The sequence below is a fragment of the Pseudomonas sp. DE0010 genome (assembly GCF_007680745.1).
Classification (GTDB): Bacteria; Pseudomonadota; Gammaproteobacteria; order Pseudomonadales; family Pseudomonadaceae; genus Aquipseudomonas; species Aquipseudomonas parafulva_B.
The window spans coordinates 1-15,576 of record NZ_VEJQ01000043.1 but is presented as its reverse complement, the minus strand read 5'-3'; the positions used below and the strand labels follow the sequence as shown (position 1 = coordinate 15,576).

Annotated in this window: 12 protein-coding genes, 1 tRNA gene and 1 pseudogene; all 14 read left to right on the top strand. The window is 57.6% G+C overall.

Going from position 1 to position 15,576, the window contains the following annotated elements; all coding sequences use genetic code 11:
* Positions 1-87, top strand: a pseudogene (locus FS767_RS21365) (elongation factor Tu); the annotation flags it as partial.
* Positions 88-141: 54 nt separating this feature from the next.
* Positions 142-217 (top strand) — tRNA-Trp (locus FS767_RS21360).
* A 44-nt stretch (positions 218-261) separates the two neighbouring features.
* On the top strand, positions 262-630 hold the full coding sequence (secE, locus tag FS767_RS21355) for a preprotein translocase subunit SecE (protein WP_027915747.1): 369 nt from the start codon (positions 262-264) through the stop codon (positions 628-630).
* 9 nt (positions 631-639) lie between these two features.
* Positions 640-1,173 carry a transcription termination/antitermination protein NusG gene (nusG, locus tag FS767_RS21350; protein ID WP_003255501.1) on the top strand — a complete coding sequence of 178 codons (534 nt, stop codon included), beginning with the start codon at positions 640-642 and terminating at the stop codon, positions 1,171-1,173.
* Between the two features lie 119 nt (positions 1,174-1,292).
* On the top strand, positions 1,293-1,724 hold the full coding sequence (gene rplK / locus FS767_RS21345; RefSeq protein ID WP_027915748.1) for a 50S ribosomal protein L11: 432 nt from the start codon (positions 1,293-1,295) through the stop codon (positions 1,722-1,724).
* Positions 1,724-2,419, top strand: coding sequence for a 50S ribosomal protein L1 (gene rplA, locus FS767_RS21340; protein WP_027915749.1), 696 nt, complete (start codon positions 1,724-1,726; stop codon positions 2,417-2,419). Before rplK ends, rplA begins: the two co-directional genes overlap by 1 nt.
* Before the next feature lie 197 nt (positions 2,420-2,616).
* Positions 2,617-3,117, top strand: a complete 501-nt coding sequence (gene rplJ / locus FS767_RS21335) for a 50S ribosomal protein L10 (protein ID WP_016715872.1) — start codon at positions 2,617-2,619, stop codon at positions 3,115-3,117.
* A 78-nt stretch (positions 3,118-3,195) separates the two neighbouring features.
* A complete protein-coding gene (gene rplL / locus FS767_RS21330) occupies positions 3,196-3,561 on the top strand; it encodes a 50S ribosomal protein L7/L12 (RefSeq protein WP_003255496.1) in 366 nt (121 codons plus the stop codon).
* Between the two features lie 219 nt (positions 3,562-3,780).
* On the top strand, positions 3,781-7,854 hold the full coding sequence (gene rpoB / locus FS767_RS21325; protein WP_058639905.1) for a DNA-directed RNA polymerase subunit beta: 4,074 nt from the start codon (positions 3,781-3,783) through the stop codon (positions 7,852-7,854).
* A 64-nt stretch (positions 7,855-7,918) separates the two neighbouring features.
* Positions 7,919-12,118 carry a DNA-directed RNA polymerase subunit beta' gene (gene rpoC / locus FS767_RS21320; protein ID WP_023535526.1) on the top strand — a complete coding sequence of 1,400 codons (4,200 nt, stop codon included), beginning with the start codon at positions 7,919-7,921 and terminating at the stop codon, positions 12,116-12,118.
* A gap of 211 nt (positions 12,119-12,329) precedes the next feature.
* The gene (gene rpsL / locus FS767_RS21315) at positions 12,330-12,701 is read left to right on the top strand and encodes a 30S ribosomal protein S12 (RefSeq protein WP_003255492.1); all 372 of its coding nucleotides are present in this window, start codon (positions 12,330-12,332) and stop codon (positions 12,699-12,701) included.
* 106 nt (positions 12,702-12,807) lie between these two features.
* Positions 12,808-13,278: a 30S ribosomal protein S7 gene (gene rpsG / locus FS767_RS21310; RefSeq protein WP_003246741.1), complete on the top strand. Its 471-nt coding sequence runs from the start codon at positions 12,808-12,810 to the stop codon at positions 13,276-13,278.
* A 30-nt stretch (positions 13,279-13,308) separates the two neighbouring features.
* Positions 13,309-15,453 (top strand): elongation factor G, encoded by a 2,145-nt coding sequence (gene fusA, locus FS767_RS21305; RefSeq protein ID WP_144968108.1) that lies wholly within the window; start codon positions 13,309-13,311, stop codon positions 15,451-15,453.
* A 31-nt stretch (positions 15,454-15,484) separates the two neighbouring features.
* A partial coding sequence (locus FS767_RS21300; RefSeq protein WP_133295916.1) for a GTP-binding protein occupies positions 15,485-15,576 on the top strand: 92 nt, incomplete at its 3' end.

Below are 15,576 nucleotides of genomic sequence, written 5' to 3'. Positions count from 1 at the left end.
ATCGCAATGGAAGACGGTCTGCGCTTCGCTATCCGTGAAGGCGGTCGTACCGTCGGCGCCGGCGTCGTAGCCAAAATTATTGAATAAGTAGTTGATTTACTTGATTGGGCCGGTATAATAGCCGGCCTGATACAGCGTTACAGGTCAGTAGCTCAATTGGCAGAGCGACGGTCTCCAAAACCGTAGGTTGGGGGTTCGATTCCCTCCTGACCTGCCATTTCACCTCGGTGTGATGGCTTTCTTCTTACAGGATCCTCCTCGATGACCCCCAAAACTGAAGCCCAAGAATCGCGTTTTGATCTGTTCAAGTGGCTGGCTGTAGTGGCTTTGGTGGTTGTTGGTGTAGTGGGTAATCAGTATTACTCTGCTGCTCCAATTCTGTACCGCGTACTCGCACTTCTTGCTCTGGCTGCTGTTGCTGGCTTTGTTGCCTTGCAGACCGCGAAGGGTAAGTCGTTCTTTACGTTGGCCAAGGAAGCGCGTACCGAGATTCGTAAAGTCGTATGGCCGACCCGCCAAGAAACCACCCAGACCACGCTGATTGTTGTGGCTGTCGTGCTGGTTATGGCTCTGCTGCTGTGGGGGCTCGATTCCCTGCTCGGCTGGGCGGTCTCCTTGATCGTAGGCTAAAGGTGCCCCGTGGCTAAGCGTTGGTATGTTGTGCATGCTTACTCGGGTTACGAGAAGCATGTGATGCGCTCCTTGATCGAGCGCGTCAAGCTGGCTGGCATGGAAGACGGTTTCGGCGAGATCCTGGTTCCGACCGAAGAAGTCGTTGAAATGCGTAACGGCCAGAAGCGCAAGAGTGAACGCAAGTTCTTCCCGGGCTACGTGTTGGTCCAGATGGAGATGAACGAAGGGACTTGGCACTTGGTCAAGGATACCCCGCGCGTGATGGGCTTTATCGGTGGTACAGCGGACAAGCCCGCACCCATCACTGATAAAGAAGCTGAGGCAATCCTGCGTCGCGTTGCCGACGGCAGTGACAAGCCGAAGCCCAAGACTCTGTTCGAGCCCGGTGAAGTGGTTCGAGTCATTGATGGTCCGTTCGCAGACTTCAATGGTAGTGTCGAAGAGGTTAACTACGAAAAGAGCCGCCTGCAGGTTGCAGTGCTTATTTTCGGTCGCTCTACGCCCGTGGAGCTCGAGTTCAGCCAGGTCGAAAAGGTCTAGGCGGACGAAGCATCCCATACCCCGCAGCCCTGTGTGCTGCGGGGTTTTGTCGTCACTGGGATAAAACGCAAGTCATCCGGGGAGCCAATAGGCGTTCGTACCCGATATTGGAGTAGCTCATGGCTAAGAAGATTCAGGCTTACATCAAGCTGCAAGTTAAGGCCGGCCAGGCCAACCCAAGCCCACCCGTTGGTCCAGCACTGGGCCAACATGGTGTGAACATCATGGAATTCTGCAAGGCCTTCAACGCCCGTACCCAGGGTCAAGAAGCCGGCCTGCCGACTCCAGTGATCATCACTGTATACAGCGACCGTAGCTTCACCTTCGAGACCAAGAGCACTCCTGCCTCGGTTCTGCTGAAGAAAGCTGCTGGCCTGACCAGTGGTTCGGCTCGCCCGAACACCGTTAAAGTCGGTACCGTTACCCGCGCTCAGCTGGAAGAAATCGCCAAGGCTAAACAAGCCGACCTGACTTCCGCTGACCTGGACGCAGCTGTACGCACCATCGCTGGCTCTGCCCGCAGCATGGGCTTGAACGTGGAGGGTGTGTAATGGCTAAGCTGACCAAGCGCCAAAAGGCAATCGCCGAAAAAATCGAAGCAGGCAAGGCCTACAACTTCGAAGAAGCGGCAACTCTGCTGGCTTCGCTGCCGGCTGCCAAGTTCGTCGAATCGTACGACATCGCGGTAAACCTCGGTGTTGACCCACGTAAATCCGACCAGGTTGTTCGTAGCGCTACCGTGCTGCCACACGGCACTGGCAAGACTGTACGTGTTGCTGTCTTCACCCAGGGTCCAGCTGCTGAAGCCGCTCTGGCTGCCGGCGCTGACCGCGTAGGTATGGACGATCTGGCTGCTGAAATGAAAGGCGGCGACCTGAACTATGACGTCGTAATCGCATCGCCTGATGCCATGCGTGTCGTAGGTCAGCTGGGTCAGGTTCTGGGCCCACGTGGCCTGATGCCTAACCCGAAGGTTGGTACCGTAACCCCAGACGTAGCCACTGCCGTGAAAAACGCCAAGGCTGGTCAGGTTCGCTACCGTACCGACAAGAACGGTATCATTCACACTTCCGTTGGCAAAATCGGCTTCGAAGCCGGCAAGCTGAAGGAAAACGTTGAAGCGCTGATCGCTGACCTCAAGCGTATCAAGCCAGCTTCTTCGAAAGGTATCTACGTCAAGCGCGTTACCCTGAGCACCACTATGGGCCCAGGTCTGGTCATCGACCAGAGCTCGCTGGACGTGTAAGAACATGGTGGTGTGACCTGTCACGCCACCAGCAAAAATTGGGGTCCCTGCCTGGCGGGGGCTATCCAAGACCGTAGGCGGCGCAAGCCTTAAAACACCAGCCCACGCAGATGGTGCTCCCGATTCGTTACCGAATCAGACACCAAAACGACATCCGGCTTCGGCCAGATGAAACGGTAAAAACCAGGAGTAAACCCGTGGCAATTAAACTCGAAGACAAGAAGGCCATCGTCGCTGAAGTCAACGAGGCTGCCAAAGTCGCTCTGTCCGCTGTCGTGGCCGATGCCCGTGGTGTGACTGTAAGCGCAATGACCGGACTCCGTAAAGAGGCCCGCGAAGCTGGCGTATACGTGCGTGTCGTACGTAACACCCTGCTCAAGCGCGCTGTTGAAGGCACCGAATTTTCGATCCTCAACGACGCGTTCAAAGGCCCGACCCTGATTGCTTTCTCCAACGAACACCCGGGTGCTGCTGCCCGTCTGTTCAAAGAGTTCGCCAAGGGTCAGGACAAGTTCGAGATCAAGGCAGCTGCGTTTGACGGCAATTTCATTGCAGCGAACCAGATCGACGTGTTGGCTACCCTGCCGACCCGCGACGAAGCTATTGCGAAACTGATGAGCGTGATCCAAGGCGCTACCAGCAAGCTGGCTCGTACTCTGGCAGCCATTCGCGACCAGAAAGAAGCTACCGCTGCCTAAGGCAAGCGAAACTCTTTCAAAATCATTCGTTTAATTTGATGGCTGCGTAGGCTGTCACCCCAATACAGGATTTAAGTCATGTCCCTGACTAACGAGCAAATCATCGAAGCAATCGGCCAGAAAACCGTTCTGGAAGTTGTTGAGCTGATCAAAGCTATGGAAGAAACCTTCGGCGTTACCGCTGCTGTTGCCGCTGCTGGCCCAGCTGCTGCTGCTGCCGTTGTTGAAGAGCAGACCGAGTTCAACGTTGTTCTGGTTGAAGCTGGCGACAAGAAAGTGAACGTGATCAAGGCCGTTCGCGAACTGACCGGTCTGGGCCTGAAAGAAGCCAAAGAGAAAGTCGATGGCGCTCCTCAGGTTGTAGCTGAAGGCGTTTCGAAAGAAGCCGCTGAAGACGCTAAGAAGAAGCTGGAAGAAGCAGGCGCTAAAGTCGAGCTGAAGTAATCTCGACCTTGCGACGCCAGTCCGAGCGTTGAGCGAAGGGCTGATGGCTGGTGGCTTATGCCACCGGCCTTTTTCCGTTATTGGCGGTCGGTCAGGCCGGCCCCGATAACAAGCTGCAAGACACCCATGTGGGTGGCGCAAACCAAGGGTTTGCACGATTTTCTGGCTGCTCCCGCCGGGAGAAGCCAAACAAGCAGGTGACCAAGCTGGGGAACGCTGATGGCTTACTCATACACTGAGAAAAAACGTATCCGCAAGGACTTTAGCAAGTTGCCGGACGTGATGGATGTGCCTTACCTCCTGGCCATCCAGCTGGATTCGTATCGCGAATTCCTGCAAGCGGGAGCATCCAAGGATCAGTTCCGCGACGTCGGTCTGCATGCGGCCTTCAAATCGGTATTCCCGATCATCAGCTACTCCGGCAATGCTGCCTTGGAGTACGTAGGCTATCGCCTGGGCGAACCCGCCTTCGATGTGAAGGAATGTGTCCTGCGTGGCGTGACCTTCGCGGTCCCACTGCGGGTCAAGGTGCGCCTGATCATCTTCGACAAGGAATCGTCGAACAAAGCGATCAAGGACATCAAAGAGCAAGAAGTCTACATGGGTGAAATCCCCCTGATGACTGAGAACGGTACCTTCGTAATCAACGGTACCGAGCGTGTGATCGTTTCCCAGCTGCACCGCTCGCCGGGTGTATTCTTCGACCACGACCGTGGCAAGACTCACAGCTCGGGCAAGCTGCTGTACTCCGCTCGCATCATTCCTTACCGCGGCTCCTGGTTGGACTTCGAGTTCGATCCCAAGGACTGCGTATTCGTGCGTATCGACCGTCGCCGCAAACTGCCGGCTTCCGTCCTGCTGCGCGCGCTGGGCTACAGCACTGAAGAAGTGCTGAACACCTTCTACACCACCAACGTGTTCCATGTTTCCGGCGAGAACCTCAGCCTGGAACTGGTGCCACAGCGTCTGCGTGGTGAAGTCGCGGTCATGGACATCCATGACGAGAATGGCAAGGTCATCGTCGAGCAAGGCCGCCGCATCACTGCGCGCCATATCAATCAGCTCGAAAAAGCCGGTGTCAAACAGCTCGACGTGCCAATGGAATACGTCCTGGGCCGTACGACTGCCAAGGCCATCGTGCACCCTGCAACCGGCGAGATCATTGCCGAGTGCAACACCGAGCTGACGACCGAACTGCTGGTCAAAGTCGCCAAGGCACAGGTTGTCCGTATCGAGACCCTGTACACCAACGACATCGATTGCGGTCCGTTCATCTCCGATACCTTGAAGATCGACACCACCAGCAACCAATTGGAAGCTCTGGTCGAAATCTATCGCATGATGCGTCCAGGTGAGCCGCCGACCAAGGATGCTGCCGAAACCCTGTTCAACAACCTGTTCTTCAGCGCCGAGCGTTACGACCTGTCCGCCGTCGGCCGCATGAAGTTCAACCGTCGTATCGGTCGCACCGAAATCGAAGGTTCGGGCGTACTGAGCAAGGAAGATATCGTCGAGGTTCTGAAGACTCTCGTCGATATCCGTAACGGCAAAGGCATCGTCGACGACATCGACCACCTGGGTAACCGTCGCGTACGTTGCGTTGGTGAAATGGCCGAGAACCAGTTCCGAGTAGGCCTGGTGCGTGTCGAGCGCGCGGTCAAGGAACGTCTGTCGATGGCTGAAAGCGAAGGCCTGATGCCTCAGGACCTGATCAACGCCAAGCCGGTTGCGGCGGCGGTGAAAGAGTTCTTCGGTTCCAGCCAGCTTTCGCAGTTCATGGACCAGAACAACCCGCTCTCCGAGATCACTCACAAGCGCCGTGTTTCCGCACTCGGCCCTGGTGGTCTGACCCGTGAGCGTGCTGGCTTCGAGGTACGTGACGTACACCCGACCCACTACGGCCGTGTGTGCCCGATCGAAACCCCTGAAGGTCCGAACATCGGTCTGATCAACTCCCTGGCTGCGTATGCTCGCACCAACCAGTACGGCTTCCTGGAAAGCCCGTACCGCGTGGTGAAGGAAGGCGTTGTCAGCGACGACATCGTATTCCTGTCCGCCATCGAAGAGGCCGATCACGTGATCGCCCAGGCTTCGGCCGCGATGAACGACAAGAAGCAGCTGATCGATGAGCTGGTCGCTGTGCGTCACCTGAACGAATTCACCGTCAAGGCGCCGGAAGACGTCACCCTGATGGACGTTTCGCCCAAGCAGGTAGTCTCGGTCGCTGCGTCGCTGATCCCATTCCTGGAGCACGACGACGCCAACCGTGCATTGATGGGCTCGAACATGCAGCGTCAGGCTGTACCAACCCTGCGTGCCGACAAGCCGCTGGTAGGTACCGGCATGGAGCGCAACGTTGCCCGTGACTCCGGTGTCTGCGTGGTTGCTCGCCGCGGTGGCGTGATCGACTCGGTCGACGCCAGCCGTATCGTGGTCCGTGTAGCGGATGACGAAGTGGAAACCGGCGAGGCAGGTGTAGATATCTACAACCTGACCAAGTACACCCGTTCGAACCAGAACACCTGCATCAACCAGCGTCCGCTGGTGAGCAAGGGTGACATGGTACAGCGCGGCGATATCATGGCCGATGGCCCGTCCACCGACATGGGTGAGCTGGCGTTGGGTCAGAACATGCGCATCGCGTTCATGGCATGGAACGGCTTCAACTTCGAAGACTCCATCTGCCTCTCCGAGCGCGTCGTTCAGGAAGATCGCTTCACCACGATCCACATCCAGGAACTGACCTGTGTGGCCCGTGACACCAAGCTTGGCCCAGAAGAGATCACTGCAGACATCCCGAACGTGGGTGAGGCTGCGCTGAACAAGCTGGACGAAGCCGGTATCGTTTACGTCGGTGCTGAAGTTGGCGCTGGCGACATTCTGGTCGGCAAGGTAACGCCAAAAGGCGAAACCCAGCTCACTCCTGAAGAAAAACTGCTGCGCGCGATCTTCGGCGAAAAAGCCAGCGACGTTAAGGACACTTCCCTGCGCGTACCGACCGGTACCAAGGGTACTGTCATCGACGTTCAGGTCTTCACCCGTGATGGCGTCGAGCGTGACAGCCGTGCGCTGGCCATCGAGAAAATGCAGCTCGACGAGATCCGCAAGGACCTCAACGAGGAATTCCGCATCGTCGAAGGCGCAACCTTCGAGCGTCTGCGATCTGCGTTGGATGGTCAGGTGGTCGACGGTGGTGCAGGCCTGAAGAAAGGCACTGTCATCACTGATGAAGTCCTCGCCGGTCTGGAGCACGGTCAGTGGTTCAAGCTGCGCATGGCCGAAGATGCACTGAACGAGCAGCTGGAAAAGGCTCAGCAGTACATCGTCGACCGTCGCCGACTGCTGGACGACAAGTTCGAAGACAAGAAGCGCAAGCTGCAACAGGGCGATGACCTGGCACCAGGCGTTCTGAAGATCGTCAAGGTCTACCTGGCAATCCGCCGTCGCATCCAGCCGGGTGACAAGATGGCCGGTCGTCACGGTAACAAAGGTGTTGTCTCGGTGATCATGCCGGTCGAAGACATGCCGCATGACGCCAACGGCACGCCGGTCGATGTCGTACTGAACCCGCTGGGTGTACCTTCGCGTATGAACGTGGGTCAGATTCTGGAAACCCACCTGGGCCTCGCGGCCAAGGGTCTGGGTGAAAAGATCGATCGCATGATCGAGGAGCAGCGCAAGGCCGCAGAGCTGCGCGTGTTCCTGACCGAGGTCTACAACGAGATCGGTGGTCGTCAGGAAAGCCTCGACGAGTTCAGCGATGAAGAAATTCTCGCCCTGGCTCATAACCTGAAGAAAGGCGTGCCAATGGCAACGCCAGTGTTCGACGGTGCGAAAGAGAGCGAGATCAAGGCCATGCTGAAGCTGGCCGACCTGCCTGAGAGCGGCCAGATGGTGCTGTTCGATGGCCGTACCGGCAACAAGTTCGAGCGTCCTGTGACCGTTGGTTACATGTACATGCTGAAGCTGAACCACTTGGTGGACGACAAGATGCACGCGCGTTCCACTGGTTCTTACAGCCTGGTTACCCAGCAGCCGCTGGGTGGTAAGGCACAGTTCGGTGGTCAGCGTTTCGGGGAGATGGAAGTGTGGGCGCTGGAAGCATACGGCGCGGCATACACCCTGCAAGAAATGCTCACAGTGAAGTCGGACGACGTGAACGGCCGTACCAAGATGTACAAGAACATCGTGGATGGCGATCACCGTATGGAGCCGGGCATGCCCGAGTCCTTCAACGTGTTGATCAAAGAGATCCGTTCGCTCGGTATCGATATCGATCTGGAAACCGAATAACACGTGACGTGAAGGGGAGTGGGGCAGGCAGTGCCCGCTCCCTGCTCCGCCAGGAGGAAAGGCCTTGAAAGACCTACTGAATTTGCTGAAAAACCAGGGTCAAGTCGAAGAGTTCGACGCCATCCGCATCGGTCTGGCGTCACCAGAGATGATCCGTTCGTGGTCGTTCGGTGAAGTTAAGAAGCCGGAAACCATCAACTACCGTACGTTCAAACCAGAACGGGACGGCCTGTTCTGCGCCAAGATCTTTGGCCCAGTCAAGGACTACGAGTGCCTGTGCGGTAAGTACAAGCGCCTCAAGCACCGTGGCGTGATCTGCGAGAAGTGCGGCGTTGAAGTTGCCCTCGCCAAGGTCCGTCGTGAGCGCATGGCTCACATCGAGCTGGCATCGCCGGTCGCACACATCTGGTTCCTGAAGTCGCTGCCGTCCCGTATCGGCTTGCTGATGGACATGACCCTGCGTGATATCGAGCGCGTGCTCTACTTCGAGAGCTACGTCGTAATCGACCCAGGCATGACTACGCTTGAAAAAGGCCAGTTGCTCAACGACGAGCAGTACTTCGAGGCGCTGGAAGAGTTCGGTGACGACTTCGACGCCCGCATGGGTGCCGAGGCTGTCCGCGAGCTGCTGCACGCTATCGACCTGGAGCACGAGATCGGCCGCCTGCGTGAAGAGATTCCGCAGACCAACTCGGAAACCAAGATCAAGAAGCTGTCCAAGCGCCTTAAGCTCATGGAGGCCTTCCAGGGCTCCGGCAACCTGCCTGAGTGGATGGTCCTGACCGTCCTGCCAGTGCTGCCGCCGGACCTGCGCCCGCTGGTACCGTTGGATGGCGGCCGCTTCGCGACCTCCGACCTGAACGACCTGTACCGTCGGGTGATCAACCGTAACAACCGTCTTAAGCGCCTGCTGGATCTGTCGGCGCCGGACATCATCGTGCGCAACGAAAAGCGCATGCTGCAGGAAGCGGTCGACGCCCTGCTGGACAACGGCCGTCGTGGTCGCGCCATCACTGGTTCGAACAAGCGTCCGCTGAAGTCCCTGGCCGACATGATCAAAGGTAAGCAAGGTCGCTTCCGTCAGAACTTGCTCGGCAAGCGTGTGGACTACTCCGGCCGTTCGGTAATTACCGTAGGCCCGACCCTGCGTCTGCACCAGTGCGGTCTGCCGAAGAAGATGGCCCTCGAGCTGTTCAAGCCGTTCATTTTCGGCAAGCTGGAAATGCGTGGTCTGGCGACCACCATCAAGGCTGCCAAAAAGATGGTCGAGCGCGAACTGCCAGAGGTGTGGGACGTTCTCGCCGAAGTGATTCGCGAACACCCCGTGCTGCTCAACCGGGCACCGACCCTGCACCGTCTGGGTATCCAGGCCTTTGAGCCGGTACTGATCGAAGGTAAGGCCATCCAGCTGCACCCGCTGGTCTGCGCTGCGTACAACGCCGACTTCGACGGTGACCAGATGGCCGTTCACGTGCCGCTGACGCTGGAAGCCCAGCTCGAAGCGCGTGCACTGATGATGTCGACCAACAACATCCTTTCGCCAGCCAACGGTGAGCCAATCATCGTTCCGTCGCAGGACGTCGTGTTGGGTCTGTACTACATGACCCGTGAGGCCATCAACGCCAAGGGCGAGGGTCGTGTGTTCGCCGACCTGCAGGAAGTCGACCGCGTATTCCGCGCCGGCGAAGCTGCCCTGCACGCGAAAATCAAGGTTCGTATCAACGAGACCGTGAAAGATCGTGATGGCAGCGTCACCAAGAACACCCGTATCGTCGACACCACTGTTGGCCGTGCGCTGCTGTTCCAGGTTGTACCTGCTGGCCTGCCTTACGATGTCGTCAACCAGCCAATGAAGAAAAAGGCGATCTCCAAGCTGATCAACCAGTGCTACCGCGTGGTTGGTCTGAAAGAGACCGTCATCTTCGCTGACCAGTTGATGTACACCGGTTTCGCCTACTCGACCATCTCCGGTGTTTCCATCGGTGTGAACGACTTCGTCATCCCGGATGAGAAGGCCCGCATCATCGGTACTGCTACCGATGAAGTGAAGGAAATCGAAAGTCAGTACGCCTCCGGCCTGGTAACCCAGGGCGAGAAGTACAACAAGGTCATCGACTTGTGGTCCAAGGCGAACGACGAAGTGTCCAAGGCGATGATGGCCAACCTCTCGAAAGAGAAGGTTATTGATCGCGAGGGCAATGAAGTCGACCAGGAATCGTTCAACTCGATGTACATGATGGCTGACTCGGGTGCGCGTGGTTCTGCAGCCCAGATCCGTCAGCTGGCCGGTATGCGTGGCCTGATGGCCAAGCCGGATGGCTCCATCATCGAGACGCCGATCACCGCGAACTTCCGTGAAGGTCTGAGCGTACTGCAGTACTTCATCTCGACTCACGGTGCTCGTAAGGGTCTGGCGGATACCGCACTGAAGACTGCTAACTCCGGTTATCTGACGCGTCGTCTGGTAGACGTGGCCCAGGACCTGGTGGTGACCGAGATCGACTGCGGTACCGACCAAGGTCTGGTCATGACCCCGCACATCGAAGGCGGCGACGTTGTCGAGCCGCTGGGTGAGCGTGTTCTGGGCCGTGTGATCGCCCGTGACGTGTTCAAGCCAGGCACCGAGGACGTCATCGTTCCTGCCGGTACCCTGGTAGACGAGAAGTGGGTCGAGTTCATCGAGCTGAACAGCATCGACGAAGTGGTCGTGCGTTCGCCGATCAGCTGCGAAACCCGCTTCGGTATCTGCGCCAAGTGCTACGGTCGTGACCTGGCGCGCGGTCACCAAGTGAACATCGGTGAAGCGGTCGGCGTCATCGCCGCCCAGTCCATCGGTGAGCCTGGTACCCAGCTGACCATGCGTACGTTCCACATCGGTGGTGCTGCAAGCCGGACCTCGGCTGCTGACAGCGTTCAGGTGAAGAATGGCGGTATGGTACGTCTGCATAACCTGAAGCAGGTTGAGCGCGCAGACGGTAACCTGGTTGCCGTGTCGCGTTCGGGCGAGTTGGCCATTGCCGACGAATTCGGTCGCGAGCGTGAGCGTTACAAGCTGCCGTACGGCGCTGTGATTTCGGTCAAGGAAGGTGACAAGGTCGAAGCTGGCGCCATCGTCGCCAAGTGGGACCCGCACACCCACCCGATCGTGACCGAGCTCAAAGGTACCGTGACCTTCGTGGGCATGGAAGAAAACATCACCATCAAGCGTCAGACCGATGAGCTCACCGGCCTGACCAACATTGAAGTGTTGGACGTCAAGGATCGCCCTGCCGCAGGCAAGGAAATCCGTCCGGCCATCAAGATGGTGGATGCCTCTGGCAAGGACCTGTACCTGCCGGGTACCGATGTACCTGCCCAGTACTTCCTGCCGGCCAACGCCCTGGTTGGCGTAGCCGACGGTGCCCAGATCGGTGTCGGTGACGTTATTGCACGTATCCCGCAAGAAACGTCCAAGACCCGTGACATCACCGGTGGTCTGCCACGTGTTGCCGACTTGTTCGAAGCGCGTCGTCCGAAGGAAGCGTCGATTCTGGCTGAAGTCAGCGGTACCATCGCCTTCGGTAAAGAGACCAAGGGCAAGCGTCGCCTGGTGATCACGCCGACCGACGGTAGCGATCCGTACGAAGAGCTGATTCCGAAGTGGCGTCACCTGAACGTCTTCGAGGGTGAGCAGGTAAACCGCGGCGAAGTTATCTCCGACGGCCCGAGCGATCCGCACGACATCCTGCGTCTGTTGGGTGTCAGCGCACTCGCCAAGTACATCGTCAACGAGATTCAGGACGTTTACCGTCTGCAAGGCGTTAAGATCAACGACAAGCACATCGAGACCATCCTGCGCCAGATGCTGCGCAAGGTCGAGATTTCCGAGTCGGGCGATTCCAGCTTCATCAAGGGCGACCAGATGGAACTGACTCAGGTACTGGTAGAGAACGAGCGTCTCGCCGGCGAGGACAAGTTCATCTCCAAGTTCACTCGTGTGCTGCTGGGTATCACCAAGGCGTCGCTGTCGACCGAGTCGTTCATTTCCGCGGCATCCTTCCAGGAAACCACCCGCGTACTGACCGAAGCGGCCGTGACTGGCAAGCGCGACTACCTGCGTGGTCTGAAAGAAAACGTGGTCGTGGGTCGTCTGATCCCGGCCGGTACGGGTCTGGCTTACCACAGCGAGCGCAAGCGTCGTCGTGATGCAGACAAACCGCTGCGTGTGAGCGCCAGTGAGGTGGAAGCCGCACTGACCGAAGCACTGAACTCCAGCGGTAACTGAGTACAGGGCAGGGCCCCGGTTGACCCCGAACGGTCGTCGGCGACATGAAATGTTGCCGATGATCGGGCGGGGAGGGCCGGGGCCTTGTCTTGACTGGGTGCAAGATCCTCTTTAGACTTTTGTACCCTTAAATTTGGTGAGGCTCCGTCTCGCCAATTTTTGGCTTTCTTGCAAGACAATAGAGTCGCAAGACAATCAGTGGAGCTAGTAGATGGCAACTATCAACCAGCTGGTACGTCAGCCGCGTAAGCGTTCGGTCGAGAAGTCCGACGTTCCTGCGCTGCAGAACTGCCCGCAACGTCGTGGCGTGTGCACCCGTGTGTACACCACTACGCCGAAAAAACCTAACTCGGCACTGCGTAAAGTATGCCGTGTGCGTCTGACCAACGGTTTCGAGGTTTCCTCGTACATCGGTGGTGAAGGCCACAACCTGCAAGAGCACAGCGTCGTCCTGATCCGTGGCGGCCGTGTAAAAGACTTGCCAGGTGTTCGTTACCACACCGTTCGCGGCTCTCTGGATACCTCGGGCGTTAAAGGCCGTAACCAGGGTCGTTCGAAGTACGGTACCAAGCGTCCGAAGTAATCGGCCGTTTGCAGACATCCATTTTTTTGAGTCGATAAGAGTAAGGTCGGGCGGGGGTCGTAGACCCAGGTCCCGGGCTAACCTGAAGACCGTTTGAGGGCTTATCATGCCAAGACGTCGTGTAGCAGCAAAACGTGAGATCCTTGACGATCCTAAGTACGGATCGCAGATTCTCGCCAAGTTCATGAACCACGTGATGGAAAGCGGCAAAAAGGCCGTAGCCGAGCGCATCGTTTATGGTGCCCTGGATACCGTCAAAGCACGCAAGAACAGCGACCCCCTGGAAATCTTCGAGAAAGCTCTCGACGCCATCGCTCCGCTGGTCGAAGTTAAGTCCCGTCGTGTCGGCGGTGCTACTTACCAGGTTCCGGTTGAAGTTCGTCCATCCCGTCGTAACGCTCTGGCAATGCGCTGGCTCGTAGACTACGCCCGTAAGCGTGGCGAGAAGTCGATGGCTCTGCGCCTGGCCGGTGAGCTGCTGGATGCTGCCGAAGGCAAGGGTGCTGCAGTGAAGAAGCGTGAAGACGTTCACCGTATGGCTGAAGCCAACAAAGCGTTCTCGCACTACCGCTTCTAATTCAAGCATCAATCACTTTGCGAGGGCTTTATGGCTCGTACTACAGCAATTAACCGCTACCGTAACATTGGTATCTGTGCCCACGTTGACGCGGGCAAGACCACCACTACCGAGCGGATCCTGTTCTACACAGGTCTGAGCCACAAGATGGGCGAGGTGCACGACGGCGCCGCGACCACCGACTGGATGGTGCAGGAGCAGGAGCGGGGTATCACCATTACCTCCGCTGCCGTGACCACCTTCTGGAAAGGTTCCGTTGGTCAGTACGACAACTACCGCGTAAACGTCATCGATACCCCCGGCCACGTTGACTTCACCATTGAAGTAGAACGTTCGCTGCGCGTACTCGACGGCGCGGTCGTTGTGTTCTGCGGCACCTCCGGTGTCGAGCCTCAGTCCGAAACCGTATGGCGTCAGGCCAACAAGTACGGTGTTCCACGTGTTGTGTACGTGAACAAGATGGACCGTGCAGGTGCCAACTTCCTGCGCGTCGTAGGTCAGATCAAGAACCGTCTGGGCCACACTCCGGTTCCGGTTCAGCTGGCCATCGGTTCGGAAGATAACTTCCAGGGTCAGGTCGACCTGATCAAGATGAAGGCTATCTACTGGAACGACGACGACAAGGGCACCACCTACCGCGAGGAAGAAATTCCTGCGGACATGCTTGAGCTGGCTCAAGAGTGGCGCAACAACATGGTTGAAGCTGCTGCTGAAGCCAACGAAGAGCTGATGAACAAGTACCTGGAAGGCGGTGAGCTCACCGTTGACGAGATCAAGGCAGGCCTGCGCGCGCGCACCCTGGCCAGCGAGATCGTTCCAGCTGTTTGCGGTTCGTCGTTCAAGAACAAGGGTGTTCCCCTGGTTCTCGACGCCGTCATCGACTACCTGCCTGCTCCTACCGAGATTCCTGCCATCCAGGGTATCAACCCTGACGACAAGGATCTGGACAAGGAAGACCCGGCTGTTCGTAAAGACGAGCGTCACGCCGACGACAACGAGCCGTTCTCGGCCCTGGCGTTCAAGATCGCGACCGACCCGTTCGTAGGTACTCTGACCTTCGTTCGCGTCTATTCGGGTGTTCTGAGCTCCGGCGACTCCGTGATCAACTCGGTCAAAGGCAAGAAAGAGCGGGTTGGTCGTATGGTGCAGATGCACGCCAACCAGCGTGAAGAGATCAAGGAAGTGCGCGCTGGCGACATCGCTGCCCTGATCGGCATGAAGGACGTGACCACCGGTGAAACCCTGTGCAACGCCGACAAGCCAATCATCCTTGAGCGTATGGACTTCCCGGAGCCGGTAATCTCCCTGTCCGTCGAGCCGAAAACCAAGGCTGACCAGGAGAAGATGGGTATCGCACTGGGCAAGCTGGCCCAGGAAGACCCGTCGTTCCGCGTCAAGACCGACGAAGAAACCGGCCAGACCATCATCTCCGGTATGGGTGAGCTGCACCTGGACATCCTCGTTGACCGCATGAAGCGCGAATTCAACGTCGAAGCCAACATCGGTAAGCCTCAGGTTTCGTACCGCGAGAAGATCACCAAGTCCAACGTTGAGATCGAAGGCAAGTTCGTTCGTCAGTCGGGTGGTCGTGGTCAGTTCGGTCACTGCTGGATCCGTTTCTCGGAGCCGGAAGTGGACGAAAAAGGCAACATCACCGAAGGTCTGGTGTTTACCAACGAAGTCGTTGGTGGTGTGATTCCGAAGGAATTCATCGCCCCGATCCAGAAGGGTATCGAAGAGCAGATGAAGAACGGCGTCGTTGCCGGCTATCCTCTGATCGGCCTGAAGGCCACGGTATTCGACGGTTCGTACCACGACGTCGACTCCAACGAAATGGCGTTCAAGATCGCTGCATCGATGGCAACCAAGCAGCTGGCCCAGAAGGGTGGCGGCGTGGTTCTCGAGCCGATCATGAAGGTCGAAGTTGTAACCCCGGAAGACTACCTGGGTGACGTGATGGGTGACCTGAACCGTCGTCGTGGTCTGGTACAGGGTATGGATGAGTCGGTCTCTGGCCGCGTCGTCCGCGCTGAAGTTCCGCTCGGGGAAATGTTCGGTTACGCGACCGACGTTCGTTCCATGTCTCAGGGTCGCGCAAGCTACTCCATGGAATTCTCCAAGTACGCTGAAGCTCCGTCGAACATCGTCGAAGCTCTCATTAAAAAACAAGGCTGATTCAGCCCCTTTAGGCTAGGAGTTCACTGTCGTGGCTAAAGAAAAATTTGATCGTTCCCTTCCCCACGTTAACGTCGGCACTATCGGCCACGTTGACCACGGTAAGACCACTCTGACCGCAGC